Source organism: Streptomyces sp. NPDC050264 (assembly GCF_040655895.1).
Classification (GTDB): domain Bacteria; phylum Actinomycetota; class Actinomycetes; order Streptomycetales; family Streptomycetaceae; genus Streptomyces.
Genome location: NZ_JBFAKV010000007.1, coordinates 373,251 through 387,047 on the forward strand (window position 1 = coordinate 373,251; position 13,797 = coordinate 387,047).

At 72.2% G+C, this 13,797-nt stretch carries 16 protein-coding genes; 10 read left to right on the forward strand and 6 right to left on the reverse strand.

The genetic code is table 11. From position 1 onward, the window contains the following. The first annotated feature begins 74 nt into the window (after positions 1-74). The 5 genes from AB0J02_RS15655 to AB0J02_RS15675 all read left to right on the forward strand — a co-directional run bounded on the left by AB0J02_RS15655 (position 75) and on the right by AB0J02_RS15675 (position 5,651). The gene (locus AB0J02_RS15655) at positions 75-1,463 is read left to right on the forward strand and encodes a hypothetical protein (RefSeq protein ID WP_363194184.1); all 1,389 of its coding nucleotides are present in this window, start codon (positions 75-77) and stop codon (positions 1,461-1,463) included. Between the two features lie 141 nt (positions 1,464-1,604). After that, complete coding sequence (locus tag AB0J02_RS15660; protein WP_363194185.1) at positions 1,605-2,441, forward strand: hypothetical protein; 837 nt, start codon at positions 1,605-1,607, stop codon at positions 2,439-2,441. Between the two features lie 96 nt (positions 2,442-2,537). Next, positions 2,538-4,136, forward strand: coding sequence for an ABC-F family ATP-binding cassette domain-containing protein (locus tag AB0J02_RS15665; protein WP_363194186.1), 1,599 nt, complete (start codon positions 2,538-2,540; stop codon positions 4,134-4,136). Between the two features lie 396 nt (positions 4,137-4,532). Further along, a complete protein-coding gene (locus AB0J02_RS15670) occupies positions 4,533-4,754 on the forward strand; it encodes a helix-turn-helix domain-containing protein (RefSeq protein WP_324772334.1) in 222 nt (73 codons plus the stop codon). 105 nt (positions 4,755-4,859) lie between these two features. Continuing rightward, positions 4,860-5,651, forward strand: a complete 792-nt coding sequence (locus AB0J02_RS15675) for an enoyl-CoA hydratase/isomerase family protein (RefSeq protein WP_363194187.1) — start codon at positions 4,860-4,862, stop codon at positions 5,649-5,651. 36 nt (positions 5,652-5,687) lie between these two features. On the opposite strand, the gene AB0J02_RS15680 is transcribed toward AB0J02_RS15675, so the two are convergent. After that, entirely contained in the window at positions 5,688-6,455 is a 768-nt protein-coding gene (locus tag AB0J02_RS15680; RefSeq protein ID WP_363194188.1) for a nucleopolyhedrovirus P10 family protein, read from the reverse strand. 107 nt (positions 6,456-6,562) lie between these two features. Between AB0J02_RS15680 and AB0J02_RS15685 the strand changes: the two genes are divergently transcribed. The 5 genes from AB0J02_RS15685 to amaP are packed head-to-tail and all read left to right on the forward strand — an operon-like array spanning position 6,563 to position 8,838. Then, on the forward strand, positions 6,563-7,036 hold the full coding sequence (locus AB0J02_RS15685) for an Asp23/Gls24 family envelope stress response protein (RefSeq protein WP_363194189.1): 474 nt from the start codon (positions 6,563-6,565) through the stop codon (positions 7,034-7,036). A gap of 40 nt (positions 7,037-7,076) precedes the next feature. Further along, positions 7,077-7,262 carry a hypothetical protein gene (locus tag AB0J02_RS15690; RefSeq protein ID WP_363194190.1) on the forward strand — a complete coding sequence of 62 codons (186 nt, stop codon included), beginning with the start codon at positions 7,077-7,079 and terminating at the stop codon, positions 7,260-7,262. 3 nt (positions 7,263-7,265) lie between these two features. Beyond that, positions 7,266-7,610, forward strand: coding sequence for an iron-sulfur cluster assembly protein (locus tag AB0J02_RS15695; protein ID WP_363194191.1), 345 nt, complete (start codon positions 7,266-7,268; stop codon positions 7,608-7,610). Then, positions 7,607-8,254 carry a DUF6286 domain-containing protein gene (locus AB0J02_RS15700; protein WP_363194192.1) on the forward strand — a complete coding sequence of 216 codons (648 nt, stop codon included), beginning with the start codon at positions 7,607-7,609 and terminating at the stop codon, positions 8,252-8,254. The genes AB0J02_RS15695 and AB0J02_RS15700 overlap by 4 nt, the downstream gene beginning before the upstream one ends. Further along, positions 8,251-8,838, forward strand: a complete 588-nt coding sequence (gene amaP / locus AB0J02_RS15705; RefSeq protein WP_363194193.1) for an alkaline shock response membrane anchor protein AmaP — start codon at positions 8,251-8,253, stop codon at positions 8,836-8,838. The genes AB0J02_RS15700 and amaP overlap by 4 nt, the downstream gene beginning before the upstream one ends. A gap of 91 nt (positions 8,839-8,929) precedes the next feature. Here amaP and AB0J02_RS15710 read toward each other — a convergent pair whose 3' ends face one another. The 5 genes from AB0J02_RS15710 to AB0J02_RS15730 form a co-directional block, all read right to left on the reverse strand. Further along, positions 8,930-9,685, reverse strand: a complete 756-nt coding sequence (locus AB0J02_RS15710) for an SDR family oxidoreductase (protein WP_363194194.1) — start codon at positions 9,683-9,685, stop codon at positions 8,930-8,932. Between the two features lie 5 nt (positions 9,686-9,690). Further along, on the reverse strand, positions 9,691-11,493 hold the full coding sequence (locus AB0J02_RS15715; protein ID WP_363194195.1) for a glycoside hydrolase family 15 protein: 1,803 nt from the start codon (positions 11,491-11,493) through the stop codon (positions 9,691-9,693). Positions 11,494-11,571: 78 nt separating this feature from the next. Further along, entirely contained in the window at positions 11,572-12,369 is a 798-nt protein-coding gene (locus AB0J02_RS15720; RefSeq protein WP_363194196.1) for an SURF1 family protein, read from the reverse strand. 77 nt (positions 12,370-12,446) lie between these two features. After that, positions 12,447-12,680 carry a hypothetical protein gene (locus AB0J02_RS15725; RefSeq protein ID WP_266721084.1) on the reverse strand — a complete coding sequence of 78 codons (234 nt, stop codon included), beginning with the start codon at positions 12,678-12,680 and terminating at the stop codon, positions 12,447-12,449. A gap of 79 nt (positions 12,681-12,759) precedes the next feature. Then, positions 12,760-13,749, reverse strand: coding sequence for a DEDDh family exonuclease (locus AB0J02_RS15730; protein ID WP_363194197.1), 990 nt, complete (start codon positions 13,747-13,749; stop codon positions 12,760-12,762). Positions 13,750-13,797 lie beyond the last annotated feature (48 nt).

The following is a 13,797-nucleotide window of genomic DNA, read 5'->3' on the forward strand; positions in this document are numbered from 1 at the left end:
GGCGAACCGCGGGCCGAACACCGAACAACAGCTCCCGTTTGGGAATTCGCGGGGTGACCCTGGACACTGCTCCAGTGACGTCCCGTACCCCGCGCGACTCCAGGCTCCGACTCGTCGGCCCGCGCCGCCAGCCCCTGGCCGCCGCCGCCCCGCGCACCGCGGTCCGGCGGCCCGCGCCGCGCCCCCCGGAGGGCACCCCGCCGCCCGCCGAGCTGGCCCGTGCCGCCCGGCAGGGCCTGGCCGCCGCCGTCCGCGTGGCGCGCTGGGCGGACTCCACGCTGAGCCCCGGCAACGGCACCGGCACGGATGACGGCAAGGGCACCCTCTCGGACGCCACCGCGCGCCGCGCCGCCGCCGATCTGGGCCTGACCGTCGGCCAGGTCCGCGCCGACTGGGACACCGCACGGCTGGCCGGCCTCGTCGAGGTGCACGGCGACATCGCCCGGCCCGGCTGGCGGCTGCGCGTCTGGGATCGCGACGACACGGCCGTGCTGCGCGGCTGGGTCGCCCTGTTCGACGCCTGGTCGCTCGTCCACCCGGCGCCGGACTCCCTGGAGCCCGCCTCGGTGGCCGAAGTCGTCGAGGCCGTACCGCAGTTGCTCTCCTTCTGCCAGCTGATGGCGGGCCCGGTGCCGGCCGCCCAGCTCCTCGACCTCCTCGACCAGCGCGTCGCCGAACTGCGCACGGAGCGCTGCGAGATCCCCTACGGGCCGCAGCCCGAGCCGGTGCCGCCCGAGGACACCCCGCTCCTTCCCCTGCTCGACTGGTCCCTCGCGGGCCTGGCCTCCGTCGGCGCGCTGACGTACGCCGACGAGGCCGCCACCCTTACGCCGCTGGGCAGTTGGGCGGTCTGGGTCAAGCTGGAGCAGATCTGCGTCGCCGCCCAGTCCCCGGCCGGGAACATCGAGGTGGCCGCCGAGGACATGCTGCGCGGCTGCGCGCGCCTGCGTCCGAACGCGGCCCGCGCCGAGTACCGCGCCTGGCTCGCCGCCCGCGACGTCGGGAACGCCATCACCGAACTCCTCGGCGCCGCCCGCGGGGAGGACGCGCTCCTGCGCGGCCTCGCCTTCGAGGCGCTGCGTGTCGTCGGCGCGCCGGCCGAGCCCGAGGTACGCCGCTGCGCGGAGGAGCCGGGCCTGCGCGCCTACGCCCTGCTGTGGCTGGCCGAGTACGAGGGCGCCGACCCCGAGGACGTGCACACGGTCCTCACCCGCGAAGAGGCCACCTGGCTCTGGGTCGACACGGCCGCGGCCGTCGCCGATCACGGTGAAGCACCGCTGCTCGTACGGCACTTGGAGTCCGCGGTGCAGCCCACCGTGCCCGCGCTGATCGAAGAGGTCCGCGCCGTCGGCCACCCCCGCACCGTGCAGGTCCTGGTCGCCCTCGCCGCCGCACACCCCGACCCGGCCCTCGCGAAGGCGGTACGCCGAGCGGCGTTCCAGGTCCACACCGGCGGGGCCTGACCGCAAGGAACGGCTCACCGCCGAACGGGGGACGGCCGCCGGCCCGCCCGCCGTGTCGCCGCCGTCCGCGAACCCCGCACCCCTTGCCGCCGCTACGCTCTGCGCTTGATTTGTGCCTGGTGGTGAGGGAGGGGGCGTGGGATGGCGGTCGTACCGCTCGACGTGACGACAGAGGCGGGACCCGCACGGCGGACCGCCCCGCCACCGCTGCCGCGCCCGGAGCCCGCGCCTCGCCGCCCGCGCGAAAGCTTCCTGCGGCCGCTCGCCGCCGTCCTCCTCGCCCTGCCCCTGATCGCCGCCGCCCACCACCTCCGGCCCGCCCCCTTCGGGGACCACCTCACCCGCCACGCGCGCGTGGCCGCGGATTCCGCGCAGGGCGCTCCCCGGCTGCGTACGAGAGGCGGGGCGGTCGAGGCCTTCGACACCGCCCTGCGCTGGCGGCACACCCGGGAAGGGCGCCGTCCGCTCGCCGTGCTGGCCGCGCCCGGGCAGGCCCTCGCGCTGTGGAGCGACGGCATGGTCACCGACACCGAGGGCGCCGACGGGCGCGCCGTCCGCTGGCACCGGGTGGTCCCGGACGCCGCGGCCTGGCTGCGTACGCCGGGCGCGCGCGGCGGTGCCGGGGTGCTGCAGCCGCTCGACCCCGGCGGCCGGATGCTCGCCGTCGTCACACCGCACCGCATCGCCGCCTACCGCACCGCCGACGGCGACCTGCGCTGGGTGCTGCCCGCGCGCGCGGGTTGCGCGTTCGAACCGGCCACCTACGTAAGACGGCAATCCGCTCTGCTGGTCGCCCAGCCCTGTGCGGACGGCGCGGACGACGCGGAGGGTGAGGTGGCCTGGAGCGAGCAGATCGTGGCCGTCGACGGCCTGGGCAGGATCGTTCCCCGCCGTACGCCCCTGGGCAACGAGCTGCCGGGCACCGCCGGCACCGCCCGGTCCACGGCCCCGGCAAATCCGTTTGCATCCCACCGTTAAACTGGCTCGTATGACGTTTTCTCTCTGGGTGGTCTAGCGGCGCCGACCGGCCCTCGCCTTGTCAACCAGCCGTTAACCCTGTCCTGGAGTACCCCCGTGATCACCGCATCCGGTATCGAACTGCGCGCCGGCGCCCGCATCCTCATCGAGAACGCCTCTTTCCGTATCGCCAAGGGCGACCGCATCGGTCTGGTCGGGCGCAACGGAGCGGGCAAGACCACCCTGACCAAGTGCCTCGCCGGTGAGGGCATCCCGGCCGGCGGCACCATCTCGCGCTCCGGTGAGGTCGGCTATCTGCCGCAGGACCCGCGCACCGGCGACCTCGACGTGCTGGCCCGCGACCGCATCCTGTCCGCGCGCGGCCTCGACAGCCTGATGCGCAAGATGCGCGAGAACGAGCAGCGCATCGCGACCGGCTCGGGCGCCACCCAGACGAAGGCGCTCAAGCAGTACGAGCGCCAGGAGACCGAGTTCCTCACCAAGGGCGGGTACGCGGCGGAGGCCGAGGCCGCCACCATCGCCGCCGCGCTGAACCTGCCCGACCGCGTCCTCGGCCAGCCGCTGCACACGCTCTCCGGCGGTCAGCGGCGCCGTATCGAGCTGGCCCGCATCCTCTTCTCGGACGCGGACACCCTGCTCCTCGACGAGCCGACCAACCACCTCGACGCCGACTCGATCGTCTGGCTGCGCGACTACCTCAAGACGTACAGCGGCGGCTTCATCGTCATCTCCCACGATGTCGAGCTCGTCGAGACGGTCGTCAACAAGGTCTTCTACCTGGACGCCAACCGCTCCCAGATCGACGTCTACAACATGGGCTGGAAGCTCTACCAGCAGCAGCGCGAGGCCGACGAGAAGCGCCGCAAGCGCGAGCGCCAGAACGCCGAGAAGAAGGCCGGCGCGCTGAACGCGCAGGCCGACAAGATGCGCGCCAAGGCGACCAAGACGGTGGCCGCCCAGAACATGGCCAAGCGCGCCGACAAGCTCCTCGCCGGCCTTGAGGAGGTGCGCCGTTCCGACAAGGTCGCCAAGCTGCGCTTCCCCGAGCCCGCGCCCTGCGGCAAGACCCCCCTCATGGCCGAGGGGCTCTCGAAGTCGTACGGCTCGCTGGAGATCTTCACGGACGTCGACCTGGCCATCGACAAGGGGTCAAGGGTCGTCATCCTCGGCCTCAACGGCGCGGGCAAGACCACCCTGCTGCGGCTGCTCGGCGGCGCCGAGAAGCCCGACACCGGGCAGGTCATCGAGGGCCACGGCCTCAAGCTCGGCTACTACGCGCAGGAGCACGAGACCCTCGACCCCGAGCGCACGGTCCTGGAGAACATGCGCTCCTCCGCCCCCGACCTCGACCTGGTCGAGGTGCGCAAGACGCTCGGCTCGTTCCTGTTCTCCGGCGACGACGTCGACAAGCCGGCCGGGGTCCTCTCGGGCGGCGAGAAGACCCGGCTGGCCCTGGCGACCCTGGTGGTCTCGGCGGCGAACGTACTGCTCCTCGACGAGCCCACGAACAACCTCGACCCCGCCAGCCGCGAGGAGATCCTCGGCGCGCTGCGCACCTACAAGGGCGCCGTCGTCCTCGTCACGCACGACGAGGGCGCCGTCGACGCGCTCCAGCCGGAGCGCATCATCCTGCTCCCGGACGGTGTCGAGGACCTGTGGGGCCAGGGCTACGCGGACCTGGTCGCGCTGGCCTGACGCGCTTCGGGGCCGATTCGGCGCGAATCGGCCCCGCTGTGGACGCGTCAGCACGGCTTGATCGAATGATTGATCCACTTGGTATGGATCATTCGGCCGATCCGTGATCCCTCATCTGAGTGAGATCGCCTCGTACCGCGGTGTGTCATACACGGATTTTCTCGCGGTCCGGTCCTTGTCGGCCTTGTGGCGCCTGGGATATCGCTGACCTGCCAGTTCTTCGATACGGAGGGTTCCGGCCGGTGCGCGAGGCGTCCGGAATTTCGAATTCCAGTCGTGTGGAACACCGTGCCGCCAGGAATTGAGCGCCCACGGACCTTGCCGAATGGGTGGCCAGGAACGCCGCAAGGGGTGATCATGGGAAATCCAGAGCGCACTTCCCATGAGGAGGCACGGGTGGCCGAGACTCTGAAGAAGGGCAGCCGGGTAACCGGCGCCGCGCGCGACAAGCTCGCGGCAGACCTGAAGAAAAAGTACGACTCCGGTGCGAGCATCCGGGCACTGGCCGAGGAGACCGGTCGCTCGTATGGCTTCGTTCACCGGATGCTGAGCGAGTCCGGGGTCACGCTGCGAGGTCGCGGCGGGGCCACACGAGGCAAGAAGGCCGCGGCGAACTGACGCGTCCTGGCTCGTTGTTTCCTTCGGTGACCACCCGGTCGGTCAGCTGATCGGCCGGGTGGTTACTGTGCAGTCACTTATGACCGCGCAGACTCGGAGGTCCAGATGACCATGCCCGCACCGCTGCTCGACCAGGACGGCGTCCGGCTCACCGTCGACGACGCGATCGCCACGGTGTCCCTGACCAACCCGGACAAGCGCAACGCCCAAAGTCCCGCTCTGTGGCGGGCGTTGGCCGAAGCCGGGAGGTCACTGCCGGGTTCCGTGCGGGTCGTCGTGGTGCGTGGTGAGGGCAAGTCCTTCTCCGCGGGCCTGGACCGTCAGGCGTTCACGCCCGAGGGGTTCGACGGCGAGCCGTCCTTCATCGAGATGGCACGCGGCGGCGAGGAGTTCCTCGACTCCACGATCGCCGAGTACCAGTCCGCCTTCACCTGGCTGCGGCGCGGCGACATCCTCTCCGTCGCCGCGGTCCAGGGGCATGCGATCGGCGCGGGCTTCCAGCTCGCCCTCTCGTGCGACCTGCGCGTCGTCGCCGACGACGTGCAGTTCTCCATGCGCGAGACCAGCCTCGGGCTCGTCCCCGACCTCACCGGTACGCACCCCCTCGTCTCGCTCGTCGGATACGCGCGGGCGCTGGAGATCTGTGTCACCGGGCGCTATGTGCAGGCCGACGAGGCCGTGGCCAGCGGCCTGGCCAACGTCGCCGTGCCCGCCGACCAGGTGGACGCCGCGACGCAGGATCTCGTCGCGGCGCTGCTCGCCGCTCCGCGGGACGCCGTGATCGAGACCAAGGCGCTGTTGCAGGGTGTGGGCGGACGCACGCTGGACGAGCAGCGCGCGGCCGAGCGCGCCGCGCAGGGGCGGCGCTTGCGTGACCTGGCCGGACTCGGCGACTGAATTCCTGCCGGGTCCCTCCCGGGTCCCTCATTCGGGTCAGCCCGCGGAAAGTGTCGCGCCCCCTGCCGTTCGGGGCGCGATCTCAATGATCAGCACCGCGACGGTCGGGGCGTCGGAGAGCGCCGCCGTCACGGAGTTCCGGACCGCCCGCGTGACGTCGAGGGCGCGGGTTCCGTCCGACACCGCCAGCTCCACCCGCACATGACGCCGCGGCAGCGCCGCCGCCTCCGCCCGCTCCTCGATGTGGATCGCGCGGCCCAGACCGCCCAGGGTGCCCGTCAGCCAGGCCACGCCGGGCACGGCCCGCGCCGCCTGCGCCACGCGCTCCTCGTCGCCGGAGAGTGACGCCGGCTTCTCGGTCGACCCCGGTTCCGACTCCTTCTCCGGGGCCGGCTCCGTCCCCGCGTCGGCGTCCAGCAGCGCCGTGACGTGCAGGTCCACCTCCGCCACCACCAGACCCAGGCCCTCGTCCGCCGCCCGGGAGAGCGCCGCCCGCAGCCGGGCCGTGGCCGACGGCAGCGGCTCGTCGGCCGTCGCCGTGCATTCCGCCACGATCCGCAGCGGCCCCGGCGGCAGCGCGCTCGGCGGGGCGGGCACCACGGATTCGTACTCCCCGTCGGGGTCGGCCGGCGACAGCCGCACCGAACCCAGGCGCACGCCGCGCACCCCGGCCACCGCCCGGCCCAACACCTCCCGCGCCGCGGACTCCACGATCCACGCCCCGTCACCCGGCCCGCCCAACGGCAGCAGCCTGCCGATCCGCAGCTGTTGCCGTACCGCCTGTGCCCATCGGTCTACCGTCATTGCCCCAGGCTGCCCCATAGCGGGCGCGGGACGGGGGAACCGCACTTAATGTGGGCAAAAGAAAGCACCACCCCACCTGGATCACACCTCATAGAGGGGACGGCCTGATGAGCGACACCGCGCAGAAGCCGGGCGACATGTCCGCGGCCCCCGCCGGAAAGACCAACGTCACCAAGCGAGGCGGAGGCGACCCCGCGAGCCGCGGACGGACCACCATCGCCGACGGCGTCGTAGAGAAGATCGCCGGTCTCGCGGCGCGCGACGTGGACGGCGTCCATGCGATGGGCAGCGGCCTGTCCCGGACCTTCGGCGCCGTGCGGGACAAGGTGCCCGGCGGCTCCAAGTCCGTGTCGCGCGGCGTGAAGGCCGAGGTCGGCGAGGTCCAGACGGCGCTCGATCTGGAGATCGTCGTCGAGTACGGCGTGTCGATCGCGGACACCGCGCGTGCCGTGCGGGAGAACGTCATCGTGGCGGTCGAGCGCATGACCGGGCTGGAGGTCGTCGAGGTCAACATCGCCGTCAGCGACGTGAAGCTGCCGGACGACGAGGACGACGACGAGCAGGAATCGCGGCTCCAGTGACATCCCGGTCCGTACGCAGCGTAGGCAAGAGGAGCGCACGATGAATCTGGCCGTGATCGGAATGATCGCCGGCATGGCTCTCGGATTCGCCGGCTACTTCGGCGGTTTCGGGGCGTTCGTGCTGGTGGCGGCGCTCGGCGCCATCGGCTTCATCGCCGGGCGGTTCCTCGAAGGGGACCTCGAACCCGGCGAGTTCTTCCGCTCGCGCGGCGACCGGCGGCGGTGACCCGTGGCGACACAGGTCGCGCCCGCCGAGCGCGGCGCGACCCGGATCGCCGACCGGGTCGTCGCGAAGATCGCCGCGTACGCGGCACGTGAGGCGCTGGACGGCGTCCCGGACGACGGGTCGCCGCCGCACGCCACGGTCACCGTGCACCACGACACCGCTCGCGTCCGCATCAGCCTGGAGCTGGACTATCCGGCGGACATCGGCACCCAGTGCGGTGCCGTGCGCCGTCAAGTCACCGAGCGGGTGAGGACGTTGGCGGGAATGGAGGTGCCGGAGGTGGCGGTCCAGGTGGAACGGCTGCACCCGGCCCGCACACGCGGCACGGCCCGGGGGAGGATCCGGTGAGCGAACCCACCCAGCGGTTGCCCGTCATCGAGCGCGAGGAGACGGATCCCGACGACCGGTCGGCGTCCCACGCGGCGAACCCCGCCGGGAACAGCGGCAAGAAGTCCGGCCGCTTCTGGTCGGCCCGCCGCATCCCGGCTGCGCTGACCGCCCTGGTGCTCCTCGGCGCCCTGGGCATCCTGCTCTACGACATCGCGTCGGTACGCTCCGGACGCCCGGCCATGCAGTGGCGCCGCAGCCTCGTCCGGGAACTCGCCGAACGGCCGCTGGAGAACACCGGTGTGCTGGTCGGCGCGGGCATCGCCGCGGCGCTCGGCCTCTGGCTGCTCGTCCTCGCGATCACCCCCGGGCTGCGCGGCGTCCTGCCGATGCGCCGCACCCACCCCGACGTACGGGCCGGGCTGCACCGGGACGCGGCCGCGATGGTGCTGCGCGACCGGGCCATGGAGGTGTCGGGCGTGCAGTCCGTGCGCGTCCGCGTGAAGCGCTCCAAGGCGGATGTGCGGGCGGTCTCGCACTTCCGTGAACTCGACGACGTACGGGCCGACTTGGACTCCGCGCTGGGCGACGGCATCAGGGGGCTCGGGCTCTCCAGGGACCCCAAGCTCGCCGTGCGTGTCGCGCGGCCCGGCAGGAAGGGATGAGCGGCGTGCTCAGAACCGTGAACCGGATCGTGCTCGGGCTGCTCGGCCTCGTCCTGGTGGTCGCCGGCGGCTCCGTGCTCGCCGTCGGCCTCGGCGCGAAGCCACCGTCCTGGTGGATCTACGACAGCCGCAAGGACGTCCTGCTCGGCGTCGCCGACCGGCAGCGCTGGCGCGACGAGGGCTGGTGGTGGCCGACGGTGATCGCCGTGCTCGGCGTCCTGGTGCTGCTCGCGCTGTGGTGGCTGGTGGCACAGTTCCGGCGCCGTCGCCTCACCGAGGTGCTCGTCGACACCGGGGACGGCGAGGGCGCGCTGGTGCGCGGCCGGGCCCTGGAGAGCGTCCTGGTGAGCGGCGCCGAGGAGCTGGACGGCGTGGCGCACGCGGGTGCCACCCTGACCGGCCGCCGCTCGGCGCCGCGGGCCCGGGTGAACCTCACCCTGGAACCGCACGCGGCGCCCGGTGAGGCCCTGCGGCTGCTCGGCGAGGACGCGCTGGCACAGGCGAGGAACTCGGCGGGGCTGGAGTCACTGCCCGCTGAGGTCCGGCTGCGGGCGGTCAAGCACCGCGCGGAGCGGGTGAGTTGAGCGCTGTCCTTCGGGCCCGTCCGGTGTCACAGGGCGGGCCCGAAGGGCGATGAGCGCTTCGCAAGGCGCAGAACCCCAGAACCCCAGAAGCTCAGAACCCGTGTCGGTAGCCGCCGTCGACCGGCAGCATGACCCCGGTCAGGTACGAGGCGGCCGGCGACAGGAAGAACGCGGCGGCCCGGCCGAACTCGGCGGGCGTCCCGTACCGCCGCAGCGGAATCCGCGACTCGTTGGCCACCCGGGTCGCCTGCGGATCGGCCGACATCCCGTCCAGCTCGCGGACGCGGTCCGTGTCGATGCGGGCCGGCAGCAGCCCCACCACGCGGATCCCGTGCGGGCCCAGCTCGTCCGCGAGGGACTTGGCGAACCCGGCGAGGCCCGGGCGCAGCCCGTTCGAGATGGTGAGGCCGGGGATCGGCTCGTGCACGGAGCCGGAGAGCACGAACCCGATGACACCGCCCTCACCGAGTTCGGCCGCCGCGGCCCGCGCGAGCCGCACCGCACCGAGGAACACCGACTCGAACGCGGACTGCCACTGCTCGTCCGTGTTGTCCGCGACGAAGCCGGGCGCGGGCCCGCCCACGCTGACGAGGATCCCGTCGAACCGGCCGAACTCGGCCCGCGCCGCCCCGATCACCTGCTCCGCGACCCGCGGATCGGCGTTGTCGACCGCGACACCCAGCGCGTTCGGGCCGAGTTCGGCCGCCGCGTCCTTGGCCTTCTCCTCGTCGCGCCCGGTGATGACGACCTTCGCGCCGTCGGCGACGAGTTCGCGCGCGGCGGCGTTGCCGAGGCCACGGGTGGCGCCGGTGACTACGTAGACACGGTCCTTCAGTCCAAGATCCATGGTTCCTATCCTGCCCTTTCGGTGCCGGTGGTGCCGAACAGGGTCAGCGCCGTGGTCACCAGGCCGACGTGGCTGAACGCCTGCGGGAAGTTGCCGAGCTGGTGGCCCGCCCGGGGGTCGTACTCCTCGGCGAGCAGCCCCACGTCGTTGCGGAGCGACACGAGCCGATCGAACAGCTCGCGCGCCTCCTTCGTGCGCCCTGTCATGTGCAGCGCGTCCGCCAGCCAGAACGAGCAGACGAGGAAGGCCCCTTCCTGCCCCGGCAGGCCGTCGACGGAGTTGTGGTCCGTGCTGTAGCGGCGAACGAAACCGTCCCGGGCCAGCTCCGCGCGGACCGCGTCGACGGTGCCGATCACCCGTGGGTCGTCCGGTGGCAGGAAACCCACGCGCGGGATGAGCAGCGTCGCCGCGTCGAGTTCGGTGGAGCCGTACGCCTGCGTGAAGGTGCCCCGCTCGGCGTCGTAGCCGCGTTCGCACACGTCCTGGTGGATGGTGTCCCGCAGCTTGCGCAGCCGCTCCAGGTCGCCCGGCAGCTCCGGGTGGTCCTCCAGGGCGCGTACGGTGCGGTCGACCGCGACCCACGTCATGACCTTCGAGTGGACGAAGTGGCGGCGCGGCCCGCGCACCTCCCACAGCCCTTCGTCCGGCTCGCGCCACGCGTCCTGAAGGAAGTCCAGGAGCGCCAACTGCAGCTGCCAGACGTGGGGTTTGTCGTGCAGGCCCGCGTGACGGGCCAGCGCGAGCGAGTCGACGACCTCGCCGTACACGTCGAGCTGCAACTGCTGCACGGCGTCGTTCCCGCTGCGGACGGGGCGTGAGCCACGGAATCCGTCCAGCCAGGTCAGGTCCTGCTCGGGCAGCCGGCGTTCGCCCGCGAGGCCGTACATGATCTGCAGCTTCGCGGGGTCGCCGGCGGCCGCGCGCACCAGCCAGTCGCGCCAGGCCTCGGCCTCGTCCAGATATCCGGCGGAGACCAGCGCGTTCAGGGTGAGGGTGGCGTCGCGCAGCCAGCAGTAACGGTAGTCCCAGTTCCGTACGCCGCCGATCTCCTCCGGCAGCGAGGTGGTGGGCGCGGCGACCATGCCGCCGGTCGGCGCGTAGGTGAGCGCCTTCAGGGTCAGCAGGGAGCGCAGCACGGCGTCCTGGTGCGGGCCCTTGTAGCGGCACCGGTCCGCCCACGCCTGCCAGTCCGCGAGGCTGTGCCGCAGCGACTCGTGCGGGTCGATGAGGTCGGGGCGCGCCTCGTGCGAGGGGTGCCAGGTCAGCACGAAGGCGACCGTCTCGCCCGCCTCGACGGTGAACTCGGAGTGGGTGCCGAACGACTCGCCCCAGGTGTGCACCTCGGGTTCGCTGCGCAGCCAGGCCGCGTCCGGTCCTGCGACGGCCACCCGGTGCCCGTCGCAGCGCCGGACCCAGGGCATGACATGGCCGTAGTCGAACCGCAGCCGCAGCGTGCCGCGGACGGTGACGCGGCCGCTGATCCCCTCGACGATCCGCACGAGATCGGGTGCTTTGTCACGCTGTGGCATGAAGTCGGTGACCCGGATGTGGCCCTCGTCGCTCTCCCACTCCGTGTCGAGGATCAGGGAGCCGGGCCGGTACGCGCGGCGCGTACAGGTGTCGGCGTCCTTGAGGTTCTTGGGAGCTAGCCGCCAGTGGCCGTTCTCCTCGTCGCCGAGCAGCGCGGCGAAGCAGGCGGGGGAGTCGAACCGCGGCAGGCAGAGCCAGTCGACGGAGCCGTCCCGTCCGACCAGGGCCGCGGTCTGTTCGTCGCCGATGAGGGCGTAGTCCTCGATATGTGGGTGCACGCGGTGCGAGTTCCCGGCGCTCCGGTGCGGCAATCCAGGACGGGACCGGGCGAGTGAGAAAGGTGAGGGCGGAGGGGGTCAGACCGCGGCCGGCGTGGTCTCCTCCGCCGCCTGCTCGGACTCGGCCTTCCTGCGGCGGTCGCGCCGTTCGCGCCGGACCAGGATCACCCAGCCGACGGGCACGGCCGCGGCGAACAGCCACCACTGGTAGGCGTACGCGAAGTTCAGCGCGGAGTCCTCCATACCGGGCTTGCCGATCAGCTCAGGGGTGTCGCCCTTGGGCTCGGGCGCGGTCTGCGCGAGGTAGCCGCCGAGTACCTGCTTGCCGAGCCGCTTCGCCTGCTGTTCGCTGTTGACCAGCATGATCTGCCGGTCGGGCAGCCCCTTGAGGTCCTTGATGCCGCTCGCCTCGGTCGTCTCGTCGGGCATCAGGCGCCCGGTGACGGTGACCTCGCCGCGCGGCGGGGCGGGGACCTTGGGGAAGGTGGACTGGTCGGTGTCGTCGTCCGGGATCCAGCCCCGGTTGACCAGGATCACCTTGCCGTCGTCCAGGACGAACGGGGTCAGGACGTGATAGCCGACCTCGTCGTCGGAGTTGGTTCGGCGGCGCACGACGACCTCGTCGTCGGTGTCGAAGCGGCCCTTCGCCGTCACGGCGTGGTAGCGCTCGCTGCTGGTGACGGTGTGCCCCGACCTCGTCAGCCCCTCCACCGGTACGGGCTTCGCGTTGAGCGCGTCGGTGACCAGCTGGTTCCGGGCGGCACGCTCCTCGTAGCGGTGCATCTGCCAGATGCCCAGCCGGATCATCGTGGGGATGAGGACGAGAGCGACCAGGGTGAGGATCACCCACTGCCGGGTCAACAGGAAGCGGTACACCCCATGACCGTACCGCTCGGGCATGGGGTGTTTTCAGCGGGGTGCGCCCGGTTGGGGCGGGCGGGCCGTGGCGGGGGTCAGACGTTGTCGACGATGCCCACCTTCCCCTCCGCGCGGGAGCAGTGCGCCCCGCAGAACCAGTGCCCGTCGACCTCGACGCCCTGCCCGATGATGCGGCACCGGCAGTGCTCGCAGATCGGTGCCATGCGGTGGATGGCGCAGGAGAAGCAGTCGAAGACGTGCACTGCTCCTTGGGCGTGGACCTCGAACGACATGCCGTAGTCGTTTCCGCAGACTTCGCAACGTGCCATGCGCCTCAGGGTGAGCGCCGGGGCGGCGCCGGACGGGCGGGCGCGGGGCGAGTCGCCCCGCAAATCACCCGTCTGTCCCTCAGGCCCCGCCCGACGCGTCTGCTACGTCTCGCAACAGCTGTCCGAACGCCGCCTCGTCCATGACCGGAGTCCCGAACTGCTTGGCCTTCACGACCTTCGACGTGTACGAGTCCGGGTCATTGGTCACCAGCAGGCTCGTCAGCCGGGACAGGCTCGTCGCCACATGGAGGCCCGCCTCGACCGCCCGGTCCTCCAGCAGCTCGCGGTCGACGGAGGTGTCCCCGGAGAACGCGACACGCATGCCCTGCTTGAGTGGTTTGCCCGGTTCGTACCGGCCGGGATTCGGGTACGGGCACGCCGGCCGCTTCCGGGAAGGACGCCAACTGCCCGCGCCGCCGCCCCGGTACGAGGCCGCCGGCTGCCGCGGCACCGACGGCTCCGACCACTCCGTGAGGGGGAGGCACTCCAGGAGCGGCAGCCGTACGTTCCCCACGGCGGCCGCTCGCAGGCTCGGCCGGAACGCCTCCGCGAGCACGCGCGCGTCGTCGAGCGCGTGGTGCGCGCGCTCCTGTACGACTCCGAAGTGCGCGGCCAGCGACTCCAGCTTGTGGTTGGGCAGCGGCAGGCCCAGCTCCTTGGAGAGCGCGATGGTGCACAGCCGCTGCCGGACCGGAGCCGTGCGCCGGGCGCGCGCGTACTCGCGGGCGATCATCGACCAGTCGAACACCGCGTTGTGCGCGACCAGGACGCGGCCGTCGAGACGGGCGGCGAACTCCTCCGCGATGTCCGGGAACAGCGGCGCGCCGGCCAGGACGTCGGTCGTCAGACCGTGGATCCAGACGGGGCCCGGATCGCGCTCCGGGTTGACCAGCGTGTACCAGTGGTCCTCGACCTCGCCCTGCGCGTCGAGACGGTAGACGGCGGCCGAGATTATCCGGTCGTCCCTGGAGAGGCCGGTGGTCTCCACGTCGACGACCGCATATCCCTCGGGGTACGCGGTCGGCCAGGGGGCTGCGGACGCAACGGTCGGCGGGCGGTCTTCGAGCATGGTCCCTGAGGATACGGGCCGTCACTGACACTCCGGTGGCCGCCCGGC

What these genes read in the sequence shown, in the direction of transcription:
- AB0J02_RS15660 (WP_363194185.1), top strand. Translation starts at nt 1,605, where the DNA reads ATGGCGGTCGTACCGCTCGACGTGACGACAGAGGCGGGACCCGCACGG.
- AB0J02_RS15710 (WP_363194194.1), bottom strand. Translation starts at nt 9,685, where the DNA reads ATGGATCTTGGACTGAAGGACCGTGTCTACGTAGTCACCGGCGCCACC.
- AB0J02_RS15725 (WP_266721084.1), bottom strand. Translation starts at nt 12,680, where the DNA reads ATGGCACGTTGCGAAGTCTGCGGAAACGACTACGGCATGTCGTTCGAG.
- amaP (WP_363194193.1), top strand. Translation starts at nt 8,251, where the DNA reads ATGAGCGGCGTGCTCAGAACCGTGAACCGGATCGTGCTCGGGCTGCTC.
- AB0J02_RS15675 (WP_363194187.1), top strand. Translation starts at nt 4,860, where the DNA reads ATGACCATGCCCGCACCGCTGCTCGACCAGGACGGCGTCCGGCTCACC.
- AB0J02_RS15730 (WP_363194197.1), bottom strand. Translation starts at nt 13,749, where the DNA reads ATGCTCGAAGACCGCCCGCCGACCGTTGCGTCCGCAGCCCCCTGGCCG.
- AB0J02_RS15685 (WP_363194189.1), top strand. Translation starts at nt 6,563, where the DNA reads ATGAGCGACACCGCGCAGAAGCCGGGCGACATGTCCGCGGCCCCCGCC.
- AB0J02_RS15680 (WP_363194188.1), bottom strand. Translation starts at nt 6,455, where the DNA reads ATGACGGTAGACCGATGGGCACAGGCGGTACGGCAACAGCTGCGGATC.
- AB0J02_RS15690 (WP_363194190.1), top strand. Translation starts at nt 7,077, where the DNA reads ATGAATCTGGCCGTGATCGGAATGATCGCCGGCATGGCTCTCGGATTC.